Source organism: Stutzerimonas stutzeri, from assembly GCF_051028275.1.
Taxonomy (GTDB): Bacteria; Pseudomonadota; Gammaproteobacteria; order Pseudomonadales; family Pseudomonadaceae; genus Stutzerimonas; species Stutzerimonas stutzeri_AS.
On record NZ_CP069269.1, the window covers coordinates 954,750 to 969,606 of the forward strand.

Here is a 14,857-nt window from a genome sequence, read left to right on the forward strand (position 1 = left end):
AGCTCTATTCTTGATGGTGCCGTACCTGGCGCAACGCTAACGCGGGCTGGGACTGCTTATTCGCCTTCCTCGAAATAATCTTCGATCAAGGCGATAAGGGCTTCAAGTGCCTCCTGCTCCTGTTCCCCCTCAGTGTGCACGTGCAGGTTCGTGTCCTTGCTCGCGGCAAGCATCATGACAGCCATGATGCTTTTACCGTCTACCAGACTTGCTATGCTGCGCCCGACCCTGACATCACAGGGAAACCGGTTCGCAACACCGACGAATTTGGCAGCCGCACGGGCATGTAACCCCAGCTTGTTGATGATGGTGATTTCACACGAAGGCATTGATGGTCCTAAGCCAGGTCGCGGTGGCGTACCTGGACGTTTTTCAAAGGGGCACGCAGCGCCTGACCGAGCCGCTCGGCTAGGTAGACCGAGCGATGATGGCCGCCAGTACAACCAACAGCGACCGTGACATAGGCACGGTTGCTGGCGGCGAAGCGTGGCAACCACTTGCTTAGATAGGCAAGGATATCCTGATACATTTCTTCGACATCCGCCTGGCCAGCAAGATAGTCGATAACGGGCTGATCCAGCCCGGAAAAGTCGCGCAGATCCGCTTTCCAGTACGGGTTGGGTAGACAGCGAACATCAAATACCAGATCTGCATCTACAGGCATCCCCCTTTTAAAGCCAAAGGACTCAAAGAGAAAAGCCGTGCCTGGCTCCGGCTTGTTCAGCAGGCGCAGCTTGAGTGTGTCCCGCAGCTGATAAAGATTCAGGTGCGTGGTGTCGATCTTCAGGTCAGCGTTATCGATGATGGGCGCTAAAAGCAGCTCCTCGTCACGGATGGCTTCTGCCAACGAACGGTTCTGATTGGTTAGCGGATGTCGCCGACGTGTTTCAGAGAAGCGTTTTAGGAGTGTTTCGTCCGCAGCGTCGAGATAGATAACATCGCATTGAATGTAGCGCGCACGGACGTCCTTGAGCAGCTCAGGGAAGCGCTGGAGCTGACTGGGCAGATTGCGCGCATCGATGGAAACGGCTACCTGAGGTTGAAGCAGCTCTGTGTGCAGGAGGGCTCGCTCCGCCAACTCTGGAAGAAGCCCGGCGGGCAGATTATCGATGCAATAGAAGCCGTTGTCCTCGAGGACATCCAGAGCTGTACTCTTGCCGGAGCCAGAGCGGCCGCTAACGATGATCAGGCGCATCGCGCTGCGCCGTAAAGGGTCGAAGCATGCCGGGCTCGTAGCGCGTGCTCCTTATAGAGGAGGTATGTGAAGATGCAGGGCACGTCTGTTCCTCCGTCGGCGTAGGGCGCTGGGTTGGCGTTGCGCCCTATCGGCCGCTTTGTATATCGACCACTGCCTGGTATAGCTCCTGCCCGGAAGTGGCCTGACGCAGTCGTTCGCGAACCTCGTCCCGGTCCAGCATGCTTGCAATCTGGCGTAGCAGCTCCAGATGTTCATCCGTGGCCGCTTCGGGTACAAGCAGTACGAACAGCAGGTCAACGGGTGCGCCATCGATCGCATCGAAGTCAACGGGCGCATCGAGCCGCAGAACCGCACTCAGCGGTGATGTACAGCCAGGCATTCGGCAGTGCGGGATCGCAATACCATTACCGAAGCCGGTAGAACCAAGCTTCTCGCGAGCGATAAAGCTTTCAAAAATGGCCTGAGCGTCCAGGTCTGGGAGATCCCGGCCAAGTATTCTCGCGATCTGTTCCAGGACGCGCTTCTTGCTGCCGCCCGGAACGCCCACGAGGGCGCGTCCGGGGGTTAGGATATTTTCGATTCGGATCATAATGGGTCAGCGTGCCAGGGCGCCCTGAGTGAGTTCGAGCTGTTTTTCTTTGTGTTTGATGAGCTGCCGGTCGAGCTTGTCTGCAAGCAGATCAATCGCGGCATACATGTCGCCATGCTCGGCATTGGCGACAACTTCGCGCCCCGCTACGTGGAGTGTGGCTTCAGCTTTTTGCTTGAGCTTTTCAACCTGAAGGACCACCTGAACGGCAATGATGCGGTCGAAATGGCGTTCTAGCCGCTCGAACTTCTCTTCCACATAGTCACGCAGGGGTTCAGTGATCTCGAGGTGAAGGCCAGTGATGTTGATTTGCATACTGCATCTCCTTTTGCCACGTGCGAGGTAACGGGCCGAACACCCGTCGCCGGAACAAGTCCACTGGGTCGCCTGGCGTTACATCAACCGCTTGCGCTCGCTGGACGGTGCGATCCCAAGCGATTCGCGATACTTGGCGACGGTGCGGCGTGCAACCTGAATGCCTTGTTCTTCCAGTAAACCAGCGATCTTGCTGTCGCTCAACGGCTTTTTCTGGTTTTCCGCGGCCACCAGTTTTTTGATGATCGCGCGAATGGCGGTTGACGAGCACTCGCCGCCTTCGGCTGTACTGACATGGCTCGAGAAGAAATATTTGAGCTCGTAGATGCCACGCGGCGTGTGCATGAACTTCTGCGTGGTGACACGAGAGATGGTTGATTCGTGCATGCCTACTGCCTCGGCAATGTCATGCAGGACCAGTGGCTTCATAGCCTCGTCGCCGTGCTCGAAGAAGCCGCGCTGGTGCTCGACGATCTGTGTAGCCACCTTCATCAGTGTTTCGTTGCGGCTGAGCAGGCTTTTGATGAACCAGCGAGCCTCTTGAAGCTGGTTGCGCATGAAGGTGTTATCCGCACTGGAGTCAGCACGTTTGACGAAGCCTGCGTATTGCGCGTTTACCCGCAGGCGCGGCATCGCTTCCTGATTGAGCTCAACCAGCCAACGGCCGTTGTGCTTGCGTACTATCACGTCGGGAACGACATACTCCGGCTCGCCCGCTTCGATCTGCGAGCCGGGTCGCGGATTAAGTGTCTGGATGAGGTCGATTACCTGGCGAAGCTCGTCTTCCTTGAGCTTCATCCGGCGCATGAGCAGGCTGTAATCGCGCGAGCCGAGAATATCCAGATGGTCGCTTACCAACCGCAGGGCTTCGCTCAGCCATGGCGTGCGTTCGGGTAGTTGGCGAAGCTGTAGGAGTAGACACTCGCGAAGGTTGCGGGCCCCAACACCCGCCGGTTCGAACTGCTGGATGCGACGAAGCACCACTTCAATCTCGTCGAGTTCGATGTCCAGTTCCGGGTCGAACGAGTCGAGGACTTCTTCAAGTGTTTCGTCCAGATACCCTTGCGGATTAATGCAGTCGATCAGTGTGACCGCGATCAGGCGGTCGGTATCGCTCATTGGAGCAAGATTCAGCTGCCAGAGCAGATGGCTTTGCAGACTTTCTCCTGATGATGTGCGGGTCGTGAAGTCCCACTCATCGTCATCATTGCTGGGCAAGCTGCTTGCGCTGGTTTGATAGATGTCTTCCCAGGCGGTGTCCACGGGCAGCTCATCGGGTATGCGGTCACCCCAATCGCTGTCTTCAAGGTTCTCGACAGTATGGGTGGGCTCCTCGTAGTGGTTGTCTGGTTCGGTCTGCTCGGTAGCGGCGCTTTCGGTTTTCTTTTCGACCGACTCGGCCATCGGATCGGAGGTGTCGAAGTCATCTCCGTCTTCTTCCCGCTCGAGCATTGGGTTGGAGTCCAGCGCTTCCTGGATCTCCTGTTGGAGGTCGAGCGTGGACAACTGGAGCAGTCGTATGGCTTGTTGCAGCTGCGGTGTCATCGTCAGCTGCTGGCCCATCTTCAGGACTAGCGATGGTTTCATGGCAGAGGACTTCGAACCTTGTTTGCCGGCGCAACCGCGCCTGTTCCGATTTCGCTGACGCCGAGCGCCTGTGTAAGCAAATTATATGCCTGCTAACGAAGCCTTTGCCTAGCCCTTTGGAGCTCTCAGGGGCCGAAAACTTTTCAAAGTCGGAATTCGTGCCCCAGATAGACTTCCTTAACCAGCTGGTTGGCCAGGATCGTCTCTGCATCGCCTTCGGCTATCAGCTGTCCGTCGTTGACGATATAGGCGGTTTCGCAGATATCCAACGTTTCGCGGACGTTGTGATCGGTAATAAGTACGCCGATGCCTTTGGCTTTCAAGTGGTGGATGATCTGCTTGATGTCGCCGACCGAAATTGGATCGACGCCAGCAAAGGGCTCATCGAGAAGAATGAACTTGGGAGCCGTAGCCAATGCGCGGGCAATCTCGACACGCCGTCGTTCGCCACCGGAAAGACTCATGCCGAGACTGTCGCGGATGTGGTGAATGTGAAACTCCTGTAGCAGCCCTTCCAGAGCCTGTTGCCGACCGCTGCGATCAAGATCCCTGCGTGTTTGAAGGATCGCCATGATATTGTCGGCAACAGTGAGCTTGCGAAAGATAGAGGCTTCTTGGGGCAGATAACCAATGCCGGCTCGGGCGCGGCCATGCATCGGAAGGTGGGTTACATCCTGATCGTCGATCAGCACCCGGCCCTGATCGGCTTTGACCAATCCCACAATCATGTAAAAGCAGGTGGTTTTGCCGGCGCCGTTAGGCCCCAGCAACCCCACTATTTGCCCGCTCTCAATGGATAAGCTTACGTCACGAACAACCTGGCGGCTCTTGTAGCTCTTCGCTAGATGCTGGGCTTTGAGAATCGCCATTACTCGGCCTGCTCCGTTGCCGACTGTTCCTTGTTGCGCGGCTGTATGACCATGTCTACGCGAGGGCGCGGTGTAGTGACATCAGTATTGGTGGCGCGGCCAGCGTTGACGATCTGTCGCTGGGTGTCATAGACGATCTTCTCACCCTCGAAGGTGTTGCCCTCTTGAACGACCTTTGCCTGGTCGATCAGAACGATGCGTTCGTTTGCAGCGAAGTACTGAATCGTCAAACCGTAAGCTTTGACAATTTCCTTGTCTGCGGCCGGTTTCTGTTCGTAGTACGCAGGCTTGCCGATGGAGGTGAAAACCTCGACGTCACCGTTCTCGTTCTGCGTAATGGTTACAGTATCGCCCGTGATCTTCATGGTGCCTTGGGTGATGACCACGTCGCCCCGATACACGGCAACGCCTTGTCTGTCGTCCAGTTCCGCAGTGTCGGCTTGGATCCGTATGGGCTGATTGCGGTCTTCTGGCAGCGCATGGGCGTTCGAGCCAAGCAGGAAAATGCTCAAGCCAATCAGGAGGGGAAGGGTCTTAACGCAGCTCATGCTGGCCTCTTACGTTGGATAGCAGGAGCATCCTGCCTTCGTCTAGATACGCTTTCATGCCCGTAGCGGTCGTCACGCCATTTGCGGCGACGATTCTAACGGGTTGGCGCGTCTCGGCATATTCCTTATCCGGCAGTACTGTCATCCTGCTGGTGGTGATGATCGTTGGGCGCCCTTTGGCGTCGTTGCGTTCAATTTTAACGTTATCGATCAGCTCGACTTCTTCGCCTTGCGGGCCGACTTCGCCGCGCTCGCTGGTCACATGCCATGGCAGCTCGGTCCCTCTATAGGATCGCAGGTCGGGGCGGGTCAGCAGGCTGACGTCGCTGGCCTTGATGTGCTCTACCTTTTCCGCCGATAACTCGTAGCTGCGCTTGCCGTCGGGCTGGTACTGCACGGTACGGGAGTTGACCACATAAAAATCGATCGGCGATTGTTCGCCTGGGGTTTCCGGCGTTTCCTGCATGAAGCTTTCCGGGCGGATGTTCCAGTAGCCGATCGCGATCAGCAGCAGGGCGACTAACAGGAGCGTTGCGGGAAAGCGGATTCTGCTGAGCATCGGAACCTCTAAAGATAGGCAGCCTGCGCGGCATCGAGGTTGCCTTGAGCGCGCAGAATCAATTCACAGAATTCGCGTGCCGCACCTTCACCACCCCGGGCGCTGGTGACCCCGTGGGCATGCTGGCGAACGAAGGAGTCGGCACTGGCAACTGCCATGCCCAGCCCGACGCGGCGAATGACGGGCAGGTCGGGCAGATCATCGCCTAGATAGGCCACTTCGGAGCAGTCGAGCCCCAGCTCGCCGAGCAGCTCATCGAGCACCGCAAGCTTGTCTTCCCGGCCTTGATACAGATGCTGAATACCCAGATTTTGCGCCCGACGCTCAACCACTGGTGTTTTTCGACCGCTGATGATTGCGGTGCGTACGCCAGAATTGATCAGCATCTTGATGCCGTGTCCGTCCAGCGTATTGAAGGTCTTGAACTCGGTGCCGTCGACCAGGAAGTACAGTTTTCCGTCCGTGAGCACGCCGTCCACATCGAAGATTGCCAGGCGGATATTGCGCGCGCGACGCAGTAGGTCGTTCATTTACATAACTCCTGCACGCAACAGATCGTGCATGTTCAACGCGCCTATGGGGCGGTCTTGCTCATCCACAACCACCAGGGCGTTGATCTTGTTGTCTTCCATGATCTTCAACGCCTCGGCGGCAAGCATGTCTGCGCAGGCGGTCTTGCCGTGGGGCGTCATGACCTGATCAATGCTGGCCTGGCGCACGTCGACGCCTTTGTCCAGCGTGCGGCGCAAATCACCGTCAGTGAAGATTCCTGCCAAGCTGCCGTCTTCCTCGATCACTGCAGTCATGCCAAGACCCTTCTGGGTCATCTCCAGCAGTGCCTCGCGCAGCGATGTGCCACGGGTAACCAGTGGCAGGCGATCGCCGGCGTGCATCACGTGCTCGACTTTCAGTAGCAGACGCCTGCCCAGTGCGCCGCCTGGATGCGAGAAGGCAAAGTCCTCAGCGGTAAAGCCGCGAGCTTCCAGTAGGGCAATTGCCAGCGCATCACCCAGAACCAGACTGACGGTTGTCGACGACGTTGGCGCCAGGTTCAAAGGGCAGGCCTCGATGGCGACGCTTGCGTCGATATTGACTGACGCCGCCTTGGCAAGGACTGACTCGGGGTTACCTGTCATGCTGATGAGGGTGATGCCGAGACGCTTGATCAACGGGAGCAATGTCACGATTTCGCTGGTGCTGCCAGAGTTGGACAGAGCCAGAACGACATCGTCACGTGTGATCATGCCCATGTCGCCATGGCTGGCTTCGGCAGGGTGGACAAAGAAAGCCGTAGTACCGGTGCTCGCAAGCGTGGCTGCGATCTTGTTGCCGATATGTCCGGATTTGCCCATGCCGACGACGACAACTCGACCCTTGCACTCAAGGATGAGCTCACAGGCTTTTACGAAATGGTCATCGATGCGTGTCCTGAGCTGCTCGACTGCTTCGATTTCCATGCGGATGGTGCGCTGGGCAGTCTCGATCAGCTGGCTGCTCTGGCTCATGTATTCATCGCCTGGACCAAAAACGCGGGATTATAGCTGCAAACCGATTGCCGCTCACTAAAAAGGCTCCTCGCTGATCGTTGCGCCCAAAACTGAACTCAAGCTGAACGAACATGCGCTCGCTCATGTACGGACACAGAGACTGGCTTGGGGCGCTCGTGGCGCGGTGCTATAGTTCGCGGCGCCAAAACGGCTCTGCGAAGTATCTCCGAAAGCACGGAGGGCGTCTGATTCCGCAGGCTGTATCCGAGGAGATCCGATGAGCGCCGCCAACGCCAACGCCGTCGAGCTGAAGGGAGTCACCTTCAAGCGCGGTGAGCGGAGCATTTTCAATAATGTCGACATTGTCATTCCCCGCGGCAAGGTGACGGCCATCATGGGCCCTTCCGGCTGCGGCAAGACCACGCTGCTGCGTTTAATGGCCGCCCAGCTCAAGCCAACTCAAGGCGAAGTCTGGGTTGCCGGGACCAACCTTCCAACCCTGTCGCGGCGCGAGCTGTTTGACATGCGCAAGCAGATGGGGGTGCTGTTCCAGAGTGGCGCGTTGTTCACGGACCTGGACGTGTTCGAAAACGTCGCCTTTCCCTTGCGCGTGCATACCAAGCTGCCCGAAGAGATGATCCGGGACATCGTGCTGATGAAGCTGCAGGCGGTAGGGCTTCGCGGTGCGGTCGAGCTGATGCCGGAGGAGCTGTCCGGCGGGATGAAGCGTCGGGTGGCACTGGCTCGGGCGATCGCATTGGACCCGCAGATATTGATGTATGACGAACCTTTTGCTGGCCAAGACCCGATCGCCATGGGCGTTCTGGTGCAGCTGATCAGGCTGCTCACGGATGCGTTGGGCATCACCAGTATCGTGGTGTCCCATGATCTGGCCGAAACGGCGAGTATTGCTGACTACATCTACGTAGTGGGTGATGGTCAGGTGCTGGGGCAGGGGACGCCGGCTGAGCTTCACGAGTCGACCAACCTGCGGATTCGCCAATTCATGAAAGGGGCCGCGGACGGTCCAGTGCCTTTCCATTATCCAGCCCCGGCTTATGCCGAAGATTTGCTGCGAGGCCCCGATGCGTAAGCGTTCTATGGTCGAGCGTGTCCGCCGTATTGGCGAATCGGGAATGAATGTGCTCGCGGCTCAGGGGCGCGCGACCTTGTTCCTGTTTCACGCTTTATTTGGCCCCAGCGGTCTGGACGGCCGTTTGTCCCTGCTGATCAGGCAGTTGTATTCGGTTGGCGTGTTGTCCCTTGCAATCGTCCTGGTATCAGGAGCATTCATCGGCATGGTGCTTGCCCTTCAGGGCTACAGCATCCTCAGCAGCTATGGTTCCGAAGAGGCCGTCGGGCAGATGGTTGCCCTGACGCTGTTGCGAGAGTTGGGTCCGGTTGTGACGGCGCTATTGTTCGCAGGTCGCGCCGGTTCGGCGTTGGCAGCCGAAATCGGCAACATGAAATCGACCGAACAACTGTCCAGTCTTGAAGTGATTGGCGTCGATCCGTTGAAGTATATCGTGGCGCCGCGGCTTTGGGCCGGCTTCATATCCCTGCCATTGCTTACAGTGATTTTCAACGTTGTCGGTATCTGGGGCGGCGCGATGGTTGCTGTGGACTGGCTTGGCGTTTATGAAGGTTCGTTCTGGGCCAACATGCAGAACAGCGTCACCTTCACTTCCGATGTGTTGAACGGCGTCATCAAAAGTATGGTGTTTGCCGTCGTGGTGACCTGGATCGCGGTATTCCAGGGCTACGATTGCGAACCGACGTCCGAAGGGATCAGTCGTGCCACTACCCGGACCGTTGTCTACGCCTCGCTGGCGGTGCTCGGCCTCGACTTCATTTTGACCGCGTTGATGTTTGGAGATTTTTGATGCGTATCCGCACCCTGGAGATTGGTGTTGGTTTGTTCCTGCTCGCGGGCGTTCTGGCCTTGCTGCTGCTGTCGTTGCGGGTTAGCGGACTGAGTGTGAACAGCGCCGACACCTACAAGCTTTACGCTTACTTCGACAATATCGCCGGTCTCAGTGTCCGATCCAAGGTCACGATGGCGGGCGTGACCATTGGTAAGGTGACGGCGATCGATCTGGATCGCGAGAGCTACACGGGCCGAGTGACGCTCGAAGTGCAGAAGGATGTCGATATCCTGCCCATCGACTCTACCGCTTCGATTCTGACGGCTGGCCTGCTCGGTGAGAAATACGTTGGTATCAGCGTCGGTGGCGAAGAGGAAACGCTGGGTGATGGTGACACCATCCGCGATACCCAGTCGTCATTGGTGCTGGAAGATCTGATAGGCAAGTTTCTACTCAATTCGGTCAATAAAGAGTGAGGTACAACCCCATGATGACTGTCCTGCGTCACGGCTTGCTGGTTCTGCTGGCTGCCTTTCCCTTGTTAGTTCAGGCAGCGCCTAGCGCTCACGAAGTGATCCAGCAGACCACGGACGAACTGCTTGCCGATCTCAAGGCAAATAAAGAGCAGTATCGACAGGATCCGAGCGCCTTTTACGAGTCACTGAACTCTATCCTTGGCCCGGTGGTGGATGCCGAGGGAATTTCGCGAAGCATCATGACCGTGAAATATTCACGCAATGCCTCGCCCGAGCAGATGTCCCGCTTCCAGGAAAACTTCAAGCGCAGCCTGATGCAGTTCTATGGCAATGCGTTGCTTGAATACAACAATCAACAGATCAGAGTGTTGCCTGCCAGTGGCAAGCAGGACCCCAAGCGCACCAGCGTTGGCATGGAGGTAACGGGTCGCCAGGGCGAGATCTATCCTGTGTCCTACACCATGGTCAATCATGACGGCGACTGGATGGTGCGTAACGTGATTATCAATGGCATCAACATCGGCAAGTTGTTTCGCGACCAGTTCGCCGATGCCATGCAGAAAAACAACGGCGACCTTGATAAAACCATCAACGGCTGGGCCGAAGTGGTGGCTCGGGCCAAGGACACCGGAGCGGGCCAACAGGCGACAGGCGATGACTAAAGGGCGGGTTGAGCGGGGCGCTGGCGGTGAGCTTCGCTTGGCCGGCGTGCTTGATTACGAGTCCGGCCCGGCTCTGCGGAAGCAAGGACAGGCACTGATCCAGCAAAATAAGGGCGAGTGTGTGCGGGTCGATTGCTCCTCGGTGGAAAAGTCCAGCAGTGTCGGTTTGTCACTGCTGTTGGCATTTTCTCGCGATGCGCAAAAACAGGGGGATGACGTCGTTATCACGGGACTACCGGCCGAGATGCGCGAGCTTGCCCGCGTGTCCGGTTTGCTGGACGTGCTCGTGCTGGCAGATGAAGCAGAAGGAGCTGTCTGATGTTGCTGCGCTGGGCGGAGTCGACACGTGCCAAGGTCCACTTGGCCGCCGAATCACTGGGAAACCTGTTTGTAGAGACGTTTCACTACCTGTCGTTGTTTGCGATCGGTGCAGTGACGGCCTGGGCTGGGCTGGACGCGTTCCTGGGGATGGTCGAAAAGGGCAGCATTAGCGTCGATGATATCTTGCTGCTGTTCATCTACCTCGAGCTCGGTGCCATGGTTGGCATCTATTTCAAAACCAACCATATGCCGGTGCGCTTTTTGATCTATGTGGCGATAACTGCACTGACGCGACTACTGATCTCCGACGTCTCTCATCATCACCGGCCGGATATGGGGGTCGTTTATATTTCTGGGGCGATTCTGCTGCTGGCGTTCGCTATCCTGGTTGTGCGCTTTGCATCGTCCCGATTCCCGGCTGCGGCGCCCCCCAGCCGGCATCCACAGTGGCGGGGAGCCGATGCCGAAACGCTCGACTAAAGGTGGATTCGTCAGTCGGCATCTGTTCGGGGTTCGCAGTTTCCAGGCTTTTTTGTATGATGGCCGACCGTGCGCGTCTGGCGCCGATCGAGGTTGAACATGCAGGCCGTAGAAGTTAAGAATTTTCTGGAAGAGAAACTTTCAGGCGCTCAGGTGGAAGTGGAAGGCGAGGGCTGTAACTTCCAGCTGAATGTAATCAGCGACGAATTGGCGGGCTTGAGTCCGGTCAAACGCCAGCAGCAGATTTATGCTCATCTGAACCCGTGGATTGCCGACGGCAGCATTCACGCCGTTACGATGAAATTCTTCAGTCGTGCCGACTGGCTTGCTCGCGGCTGATCGCTGATCGAAACAGACATTCTCCGCTCGTGCGCAGCTGCTGAAGTTCCGCACAGCTTCTCTTCGCCAGTGCTTCGAGCCTGCCGGTTACGGGAACAACCATGGATAAATTGATCATCACCGGCGGTGCCCGCCTCAACGGCGAGATTCGCATCTCCGGCGCCAAAAACTCGGCCTTGCCGATCCTCGCTGCTACCTTGCTGGCCGATACCCCGGTCACCGTCTGCAACCTGCCGCACCTGCATGACATCACCACCATGATCGAACTGTTCGGTCGTATGGGTGTGCAGCCAGTCATTGATGAAAAACTCAGTGTCGAAGTAGATGCCAGTAGCATCCAGACACTGGTTGCGCCCTATGAATTGGTCAAAACCATGCGGGCCTCGATTCTTGTGCTGGGTCCGATGGTGGCTCGCTTCGGCGAAGCCGAGGTGGCATTGCCTGGCGGGTGTGCCATTGGCTCACGTCCGGTAGACCTGCACATACGCGGCCTGGAGGCGATGGGCGCGCAGATCGATGTCGAAGGTGGCTACATTAAGGCCAAGGCGCCAGCTGGTGGCCTGCGTGGTGCGCATTTCTTCTTCGACATTGTCAGTGTTACCGGTACAGAGAACATCATGATGGCTGCGGCATTGGCCAACGGTCGTTCGGTTCTGGAAAATGCCGCACGCGAGCCTGAAGTGGTCGATCTGGCCAACTTCCTCAACGCCATGGGTGCGCAGATCTCCGGTGCAGGCACTGACACCATTGTGATTGATGGGGTCAAACGCCTCGGCGGTGGGCGCTTCAGTGTGATGCCCGACCGTATCGAAACCGGCACCTACCTCGTCGCCGCTGCTGCAACAGGGGGGCGCGTTCGTCTCAAGGACACCGACGCCACGCTGCTTGAAGCCGTACTGCACAAGCTTGAGGAGGCGGGAGCCCATATCGATACCGGTAGCAACTGGATCGAACTCGACATGAAGGGTAACCGGCCGAAAGCCGTGAATATCCGTACCGCACCATACCCGGCGTTCCCCACCGACATGCAGGCACAGTTCATATCCATGAACGCTGTAGCCGAGGGCACCGGGACGGTCATCGAGACGGTTTTCGAAAATCGTTTCATGCATGTTTACGAAATGAATCGCATGGGTTCGCAGATTCTGGTCGAAGGCAATACCGCTATCGTGACCGGCGTACCGAAGCTCAAAGGCGCACCTGTCATGGCCACCGATCTGCGCGCGTCGGCGAGCCTGGTGATCGCTGGTCTGGTTGCAGAAGGCGACACGCTGATCGACCGTATCTATCACATCGACCGCGGATACGAATGCATCGAGGAAAAGCTGCAACTGCTGGGCGCTAAGATTCGCCGCGTACCGGGTTGAGGCGATATCGCTGTTTGCAGGGGCCAGCGTGCTGGCGATCAAAACAGTTCGAGCCGTCGTGTGTCGCCAGCAGGCACTAGACGCAGGCGGCCGTAGAGCGGAACCCAAGGATTAACGCAATGCTCACCATCGCCCTTTCCAAAGGACGCATCCTCGACGATACGCTGCCGTTGCTAGCAGCCGCCGGTATCGTGCCGACCGAAAATCCCGACAAAAGCCGCAAGCTGATCATCCCGACTTCACAAGACGATGTGCGTTTGCTGATCGTGCGAGCCACCGACGTCCCGACGTACGTGGAGCACGGAGCGGCGGATCTCGGCGTGGCGGGTAAAGATGTGTTGATGGAGTACGGCGGACAAGGGCTGTACGAGCCGTTGGACCTGAAGATCGCCAATTGCAAGCTGATGACGGCTGGTAAGGTCGGGGCGGCAGAACCTAAGGGGCGACTGCGGGTCGCGACCAAGTTCGTCAACGTCGCCAAACGCTATTACGCCGAACAAGGCAGACAGGTCGACATCATCAAACTCTACGGCTCGATGGAGCTCGCCCCGCTGGTGGGGCTGGCGGACAAGATCATCGATGTCGTCGACACCGGTAATACCTTGCGTGCCAACGGTCTTGAACCTCAGGAGCTGATTGCCATGATCAGCTCCCGGCTGGTCGTCAATAAAGCTTCTATGAAGATGCAGCATGCGCGCATCCAGGCACTGATCGAGGCGCTCCAGAGCGCCATTGAACATCAAGGTTGAGCAACGCTGCCGGTCGCATCGCGGCCCGCCTGCCTATCCGTGTCATAGCCTAAATATCCAGGTGCCCGCGCGGTCGGCTTGTTAGTCTAGGGCGCCTGATCACCGCTGTACTCATTTCTTCATGAGGCCCGTTATGACTGCTCCCATCGACATTCGCCGACTCAATGCCGCTGATCCCGATTTCGCCCGACATCTGGACCATCTGCTGAGCTGGGAAAGCGTGTCCGACGATGGGGTTAACGAGCGCGTGCTGGAGATCATCCGGGCTGTGCGTGAGCGCGGTGATGCTGCGCTGGTGGAGCTGACTCAGCGCTTCGACGGCCTGAACGTCGCTTCAATGGATGATCTGATTCTGCCGCGTGAGCGGCTTGAGTTGGCGCTTACACGAATCAGTCCGGCTCAGCGTCAAGCGTTGGAGGCTGCGGCTGAACGCGTCCGCACCTACCATGAAAAGCAGAAGCAAGACTCCTGGACCTACACCGAAGCTGACGGCACCGTGCTTGGCCAGAAAGTCACACCGCTCGATCGCGCGGGGCTTTATGTACCGGGCGGCAAGGCATCGTATCCGTCGTCTGTGCTGATGAACGCTATCCCGGCAAAGGTTGCGGGCGTACCGGAAGTTGTCATGGTTGTGCCCACTCCGCGTGGTGAGGTCAATGAGCTCGTTTTGGCCGCGGCCTGCATAGCCGGCGTCGACCAGGTTTTCACCATCGGTGGCGCCCAGGCGGTCGCTGCGCTGGCCTACGGCACTGAAAGTGTGCCGCCCGTCGACAAGATCGTGGGGCCGGGCAATATCTATGTTGCGACGGCCAAGCGACACGTATTCGGCAAGGTCGGCATCGACATGATTGCTGGTCCCTCCGAAATCCTCGTCGTATGCGACGGCCAAACCGATCCGGATTGGATCGCCATGGACCTGTTCTCTCAGGCTGAGCATGACGAGGACGCCCAATCGATTCTCGTCAGCCCGGACGCGAAGTTTCTTGAGCAGGTAGCTGAGAGCATTGGTCGCTTGCTGCCGAGCCTGGAGCGCAGCGAAATCGCTCGTGCTTCGCTGCAGGGGCGCGGGGCGTTGATCCAGGTTGCTGATATGCAGCAGGCCATCGATGTTGCCAATCGCATCGCACCCGAACACCTCGAGCTGTCTGTCGAAGATCCGGATCATTGGCTACCGCAGATTCGCCACGCCGGCGCCATCTTCATGGGGCGCTACACCGCAGAGGCGCTGGGCGATTATTGCGCTGGCCCGAATCACGTATTGCCCACGTCAGGAACCGCACGGTTTTCGTCACCATTGGGTGTGTACGATTTCCAGAAGCGGTCGTCGATTATCAACTGTTCGGCGGACGGCGCGTCCACGTTGGGTAAAGTTGCATCTGTGCTGGCGCGCGGCGAGTCGCTCACGGCGCACGCACGCAGCGCCGAATACCGAATCAAGCCGTAGCT

Annotated in this window: 20 protein-coding genes; 10 read left to right on the forward strand and 10 right to left on the reverse strand. The window is 57.8% G+C overall.

Translation table 11 applies throughout. The features are described from left to right. Nucleotides 1-56: 56 nt before the first annotated feature. The 10 genes from JQR87_RS04320 to JQR87_RS04365 all read right to left on the reverse strand — a co-directional run bounded on the left by JQR87_RS04320 (nt 57) and on the right by JQR87_RS04365 (nt 7,170). Nucleotides 57-329, reverse strand: a complete 273-nt coding sequence (locus tag JQR87_RS04320; protein WP_407292192.1) for an HPr family phosphocarrier protein — start codon at nt 327-329, stop codon at nt 57-59. 8 nt (nt 330-337) lie between these two features. Beyond that, nucleotides 338-1,195 carry an RNase adapter RapZ gene (gene rapZ / locus JQR87_RS04325; protein ID WP_407292190.1) on the reverse strand — a complete coding sequence of 286 codons (858 nt, stop codon included), beginning with the start codon at nt 1,193-1,195 and terminating at the stop codon, nt 338-340. A 127-nt stretch (nt 1,196-1,322) separates the two neighbouring features. Continuing rightward, entirely contained in the window at nt 1,323-1,787 is a 465-nt protein-coding gene (ptsN, locus tag JQR87_RS04330; protein WP_407292187.1) for a PTS IIA-like nitrogen regulatory protein PtsN, read from the reverse strand. 6 nt (nt 1,788-1,793) lie between these two features. After that, entirely contained in the window at nt 1,794-2,102 is a 309-nt protein-coding gene (gene hpf, locus JQR87_RS04335) for a ribosome hibernation-promoting factor, HPF/YfiA family (protein ID WP_407292184.1), read from the reverse strand. Between the two features lie 78 nt (nt 2,103-2,180). Further along, the gene (locus JQR87_RS04340; protein WP_407292183.1) at nt 2,181-3,689 is read right to left on the reverse strand and encodes an RNA polymerase factor sigma-54; all 1,509 of its coding nucleotides are present in this window, start codon (nt 3,687-3,689) and stop codon (nt 2,181-2,183) included. A gap of 143 nt (nt 3,690-3,832) precedes the next feature. Next, the gene (gene lptB, locus JQR87_RS04345) at nt 3,833-4,558 is read right to left on the reverse strand and encodes an LPS export ABC transporter ATP-binding protein (RefSeq protein ID WP_407292181.1); all 726 of its coding nucleotides are present in this window, start codon (nt 4,556-4,558) and stop codon (nt 3,833-3,835) included. After that, entirely contained in the window at nt 4,558-5,106 is a 549-nt protein-coding gene (gene lptA, locus JQR87_RS04350) for a lipopolysaccharide transport periplasmic protein LptA (RefSeq protein WP_407292178.1), read from the reverse strand. Before lptA ends, lptB begins: the two co-directional genes overlap by 1 nt. Beyond that, the gene (gene lptC / locus JQR87_RS04355; RefSeq protein WP_407292175.1) at nt 5,093-5,665 is read right to left on the reverse strand and encodes an LPS export ABC transporter periplasmic protein LptC; all 573 of its coding nucleotides are present in this window, start codon (nt 5,663-5,665) and stop codon (nt 5,093-5,095) included. Before lptC ends, lptA begins: the two co-directional genes overlap by 14 nt. An 8-nt stretch (nt 5,666-5,673) precedes the next feature. Next, on the reverse strand, nt 5,674-6,195 hold the full coding sequence (locus JQR87_RS04360; RefSeq protein WP_407292173.1) for a KdsC family phosphatase: 522 nt from the start codon (nt 6,193-6,195) through the stop codon (nt 5,674-5,676). Further along, nucleotides 6,196-7,170: a KpsF/GutQ family sugar-phosphate isomerase gene (locus tag JQR87_RS04365; RefSeq protein ID WP_407292171.1), complete on the reverse strand. Its 975-nt coding sequence runs from the start codon at nt 7,168-7,170 to the stop codon at nt 6,196-6,198. A 259-nt stretch (nt 7,171-7,429) separates the two neighbouring features. Here JQR87_RS04365 and JQR87_RS04370 point away from each other — a divergent pair, with 259 nt between their 5' ends. The 10 genes from JQR87_RS04370 to hisD all read left to right on the forward strand — a co-directional run bounded on the left by JQR87_RS04370 (nt 7,430) and on the right by hisD (nt 14,855). Then, the gene (locus tag JQR87_RS04370; protein WP_407292168.1) at nt 7,430-8,245 is read left to right on the forward strand and encodes an ATP-binding cassette domain-containing protein; all 816 of its coding nucleotides are present in this window, start codon (nt 7,430-7,432) and stop codon (nt 8,243-8,245) included. Next, nucleotides 8,238-9,035: a lipid asymmetry maintenance ABC transporter permease subunit MlaE gene (gene mlaE, locus JQR87_RS04375; protein ID WP_407292167.1), complete on the forward strand. Its 798-nt coding sequence runs from the start codon at nt 8,238-8,240 to the stop codon at nt 9,033-9,035. Before JQR87_RS04370 ends, mlaE begins: the two co-directional genes overlap by 8 nt. Continuing rightward, nucleotides 9,035-9,493, forward strand: coding sequence for an outer membrane lipid asymmetry maintenance protein MlaD (gene mlaD, locus JQR87_RS04380; protein WP_407292164.1), 459 nt, complete (start codon nt 9,035-9,037; stop codon nt 9,491-9,493). Before mlaE ends, mlaD begins: the two co-directional genes overlap by 1 nt. A gap of 11 nt (nt 9,494-9,504) precedes the next feature. Next, nucleotides 9,505-10,155 carry an MlaC/ttg2D family ABC transporter substrate-binding protein gene (locus JQR87_RS04385; protein WP_407292162.1) on the forward strand — a complete coding sequence of 217 codons (651 nt, stop codon included), beginning with the start codon at nt 9,505-9,507 and terminating at the stop codon, nt 10,153-10,155. Continuing rightward, a complete protein-coding gene (locus tag JQR87_RS04390) occupies nt 10,148-10,474 on the forward strand; it encodes an STAS domain-containing protein (RefSeq protein WP_407292160.1) in 327 nt (108 codons plus the stop codon). Before JQR87_RS04385 ends, JQR87_RS04390 begins: the two co-directional genes overlap by 8 nt. Continuing rightward, nucleotides 10,474-10,956 carry a phosphate-starvation-inducible protein PsiE gene (locus JQR87_RS04395; protein WP_407292157.1) on the forward strand — a complete coding sequence of 161 codons (483 nt, stop codon included), beginning with the start codon at nt 10,474-10,476 and terminating at the stop codon, nt 10,954-10,956. Before JQR87_RS04390 ends, JQR87_RS04395 begins: the two co-directional genes overlap by 1 nt. 99 nt (nt 10,957-11,055) lie before the next feature. Continuing rightward, nucleotides 11,056-11,295 carry a BolA family protein gene (locus JQR87_RS04400; protein WP_407292155.1) on the forward strand — a complete coding sequence of 80 codons (240 nt, stop codon included), beginning with the start codon at nt 11,056-11,058 and terminating at the stop codon, nt 11,293-11,295. Nucleotides 11,296-11,396: 101 nt separating this feature from the next. Further along, nucleotides 11,397-12,662: a UDP-N-acetylglucosamine 1-carboxyvinyltransferase gene (gene murA / locus JQR87_RS04405; RefSeq protein ID WP_407292151.1), complete on the forward strand. Its 1,266-nt coding sequence runs from the start codon at nt 11,397-11,399 to the stop codon at nt 12,660-12,662. A 119-nt stretch (nt 12,663-12,781) separates the two neighbouring features. After that, nucleotides 12,782-13,411: an ATP phosphoribosyltransferase gene (gene hisG, locus JQR87_RS04410; protein WP_407292148.1), complete on the forward strand. Its 630-nt coding sequence runs from the start codon at nt 12,782-12,784 to the stop codon at nt 13,409-13,411. 133 nt (nt 13,412-13,544) lie between these two features. After that, the gene (gene hisD / locus JQR87_RS04415; protein ID WP_407292147.1) at nt 13,545-14,855 is read left to right on the forward strand and encodes a histidinol dehydrogenase; all 1,311 of its coding nucleotides are present in this window, start codon (nt 13,545-13,547) and stop codon (nt 14,853-14,855) included. Nucleotides 14,856-14,857 lie beyond the last annotated feature (2 nt).

Excerpts from the sequence above, each read along its gene's own strand:
- JQR87_RS04320 (WP_407292192.1), bottom strand. The coding sequence starts at position 329 with ATGCCTTCGTGTGAAATCACCATCATCAACAAGCTGGGGTTACATGCC.
- rapZ (WP_407292190.1), bottom strand. The coding sequence starts at position 1,195 with ATGCGCCTGATCATCGTTAGCGGCCGCTCTGGCTCCGGCAAGAGTACA.
- ptsN (WP_407292187.1), bottom strand. The coding sequence starts at position 1,787 with ATGATCCGAATCGAAAATATCCTAACCCCCGGACGCGCCCTCGTGGGC.
- hpf (WP_407292184.1), bottom strand. The coding sequence starts at position 2,102 with ATGCAAATCAACATCACTGGCCTTCACCTCGAGATCACTGAACCCCTG.
- JQR87_RS04340 (WP_407292183.1), bottom strand. The coding sequence starts at position 3,689 with ATGAAACCATCGCTAGTCCTGAAGATGGGCCAGCAGCTGACGATGACA.
- lptB (WP_407292181.1), bottom strand. The coding sequence starts at position 4,558 with ATGGCGATTCTCAAAGCCCAGCATCTAGCGAAGAGCTACAAGAGCCGC.
- lptA (WP_407292178.1), bottom strand. The coding sequence starts at position 5,106 with ATGAGCTGCGTTAAGACCCTTCCCCTCCTGATTGGCTTGAGCATTTTC.
- lptC (WP_407292175.1), bottom strand. The coding sequence starts at position 5,665 with ATGCTCAGCAGAATCCGCTTTCCCGCAACGCTCCTGTTAGTCGCCCTG.
- JQR87_RS04360 (WP_407292173.1), bottom strand. The coding sequence starts at position 6,195 with ATGAACGACCTACTGCGTCGCGCGCGCAATATCCGCCTGGCAATCTTC.
- JQR87_RS04365 (WP_407292171.1), bottom strand. The coding sequence starts at position 7,170 with ATGAGCCAGAGCAGCCAGCTGATCGAGACTGCCCAGCGCACCATCCGC.
- JQR87_RS04370 (WP_407292168.1), top strand. The coding sequence starts at position 7,430 with ATGAGCGCCGCCAACGCCAACGCCGTCGAGCTGAAGGGAGTCACCTTC.
- mlaE (WP_407292167.1), top strand. The coding sequence starts at position 8,238 with ATGCGTAAGCGTTCTATGGTCGAGCGTGTCCGCCGTATTGGCGAATCG.
- mlaD (WP_407292164.1), top strand. The coding sequence starts at position 9,035 with ATGCGTATCCGCACCCTGGAGATTGGTGTTGGTTTGTTCCTGCTCGCG.
- JQR87_RS04385 (WP_407292162.1), top strand. The coding sequence starts at position 9,505 with ATGATGACTGTCCTGCGTCACGGCTTGCTGGTTCTGCTGGCTGCCTTT.
- JQR87_RS04390 (WP_407292160.1), top strand. The coding sequence starts at position 10,148 with ATGACTAAAGGGCGGGTTGAGCGGGGCGCTGGCGGTGAGCTTCGCTTG.
- JQR87_RS04395 (WP_407292157.1), top strand. The coding sequence starts at position 10,474 with ATGTTGCTGCGCTGGGCGGAGTCGACACGTGCCAAGGTCCACTTGGCC.
- JQR87_RS04400 (WP_407292155.1), top strand. The coding sequence starts at position 11,056 with ATGCAGGCCGTAGAAGTTAAGAATTTTCTGGAAGAGAAACTTTCAGGC.
- murA (WP_407292151.1), top strand. The coding sequence starts at position 11,397 with ATGGATAAATTGATCATCACCGGCGGTGCCCGCCTCAACGGCGAGATT.
- hisG (WP_407292148.1), top strand. The coding sequence starts at position 12,782 with ATGCTCACCATCGCCCTTTCCAAAGGACGCATCCTCGACGATACGCTG.
- hisD (WP_407292147.1), top strand. The coding sequence starts at position 13,545 with ATGACTGCTCCCATCGACATTCGCCGACTCAATGCCGCTGATCCCGAT.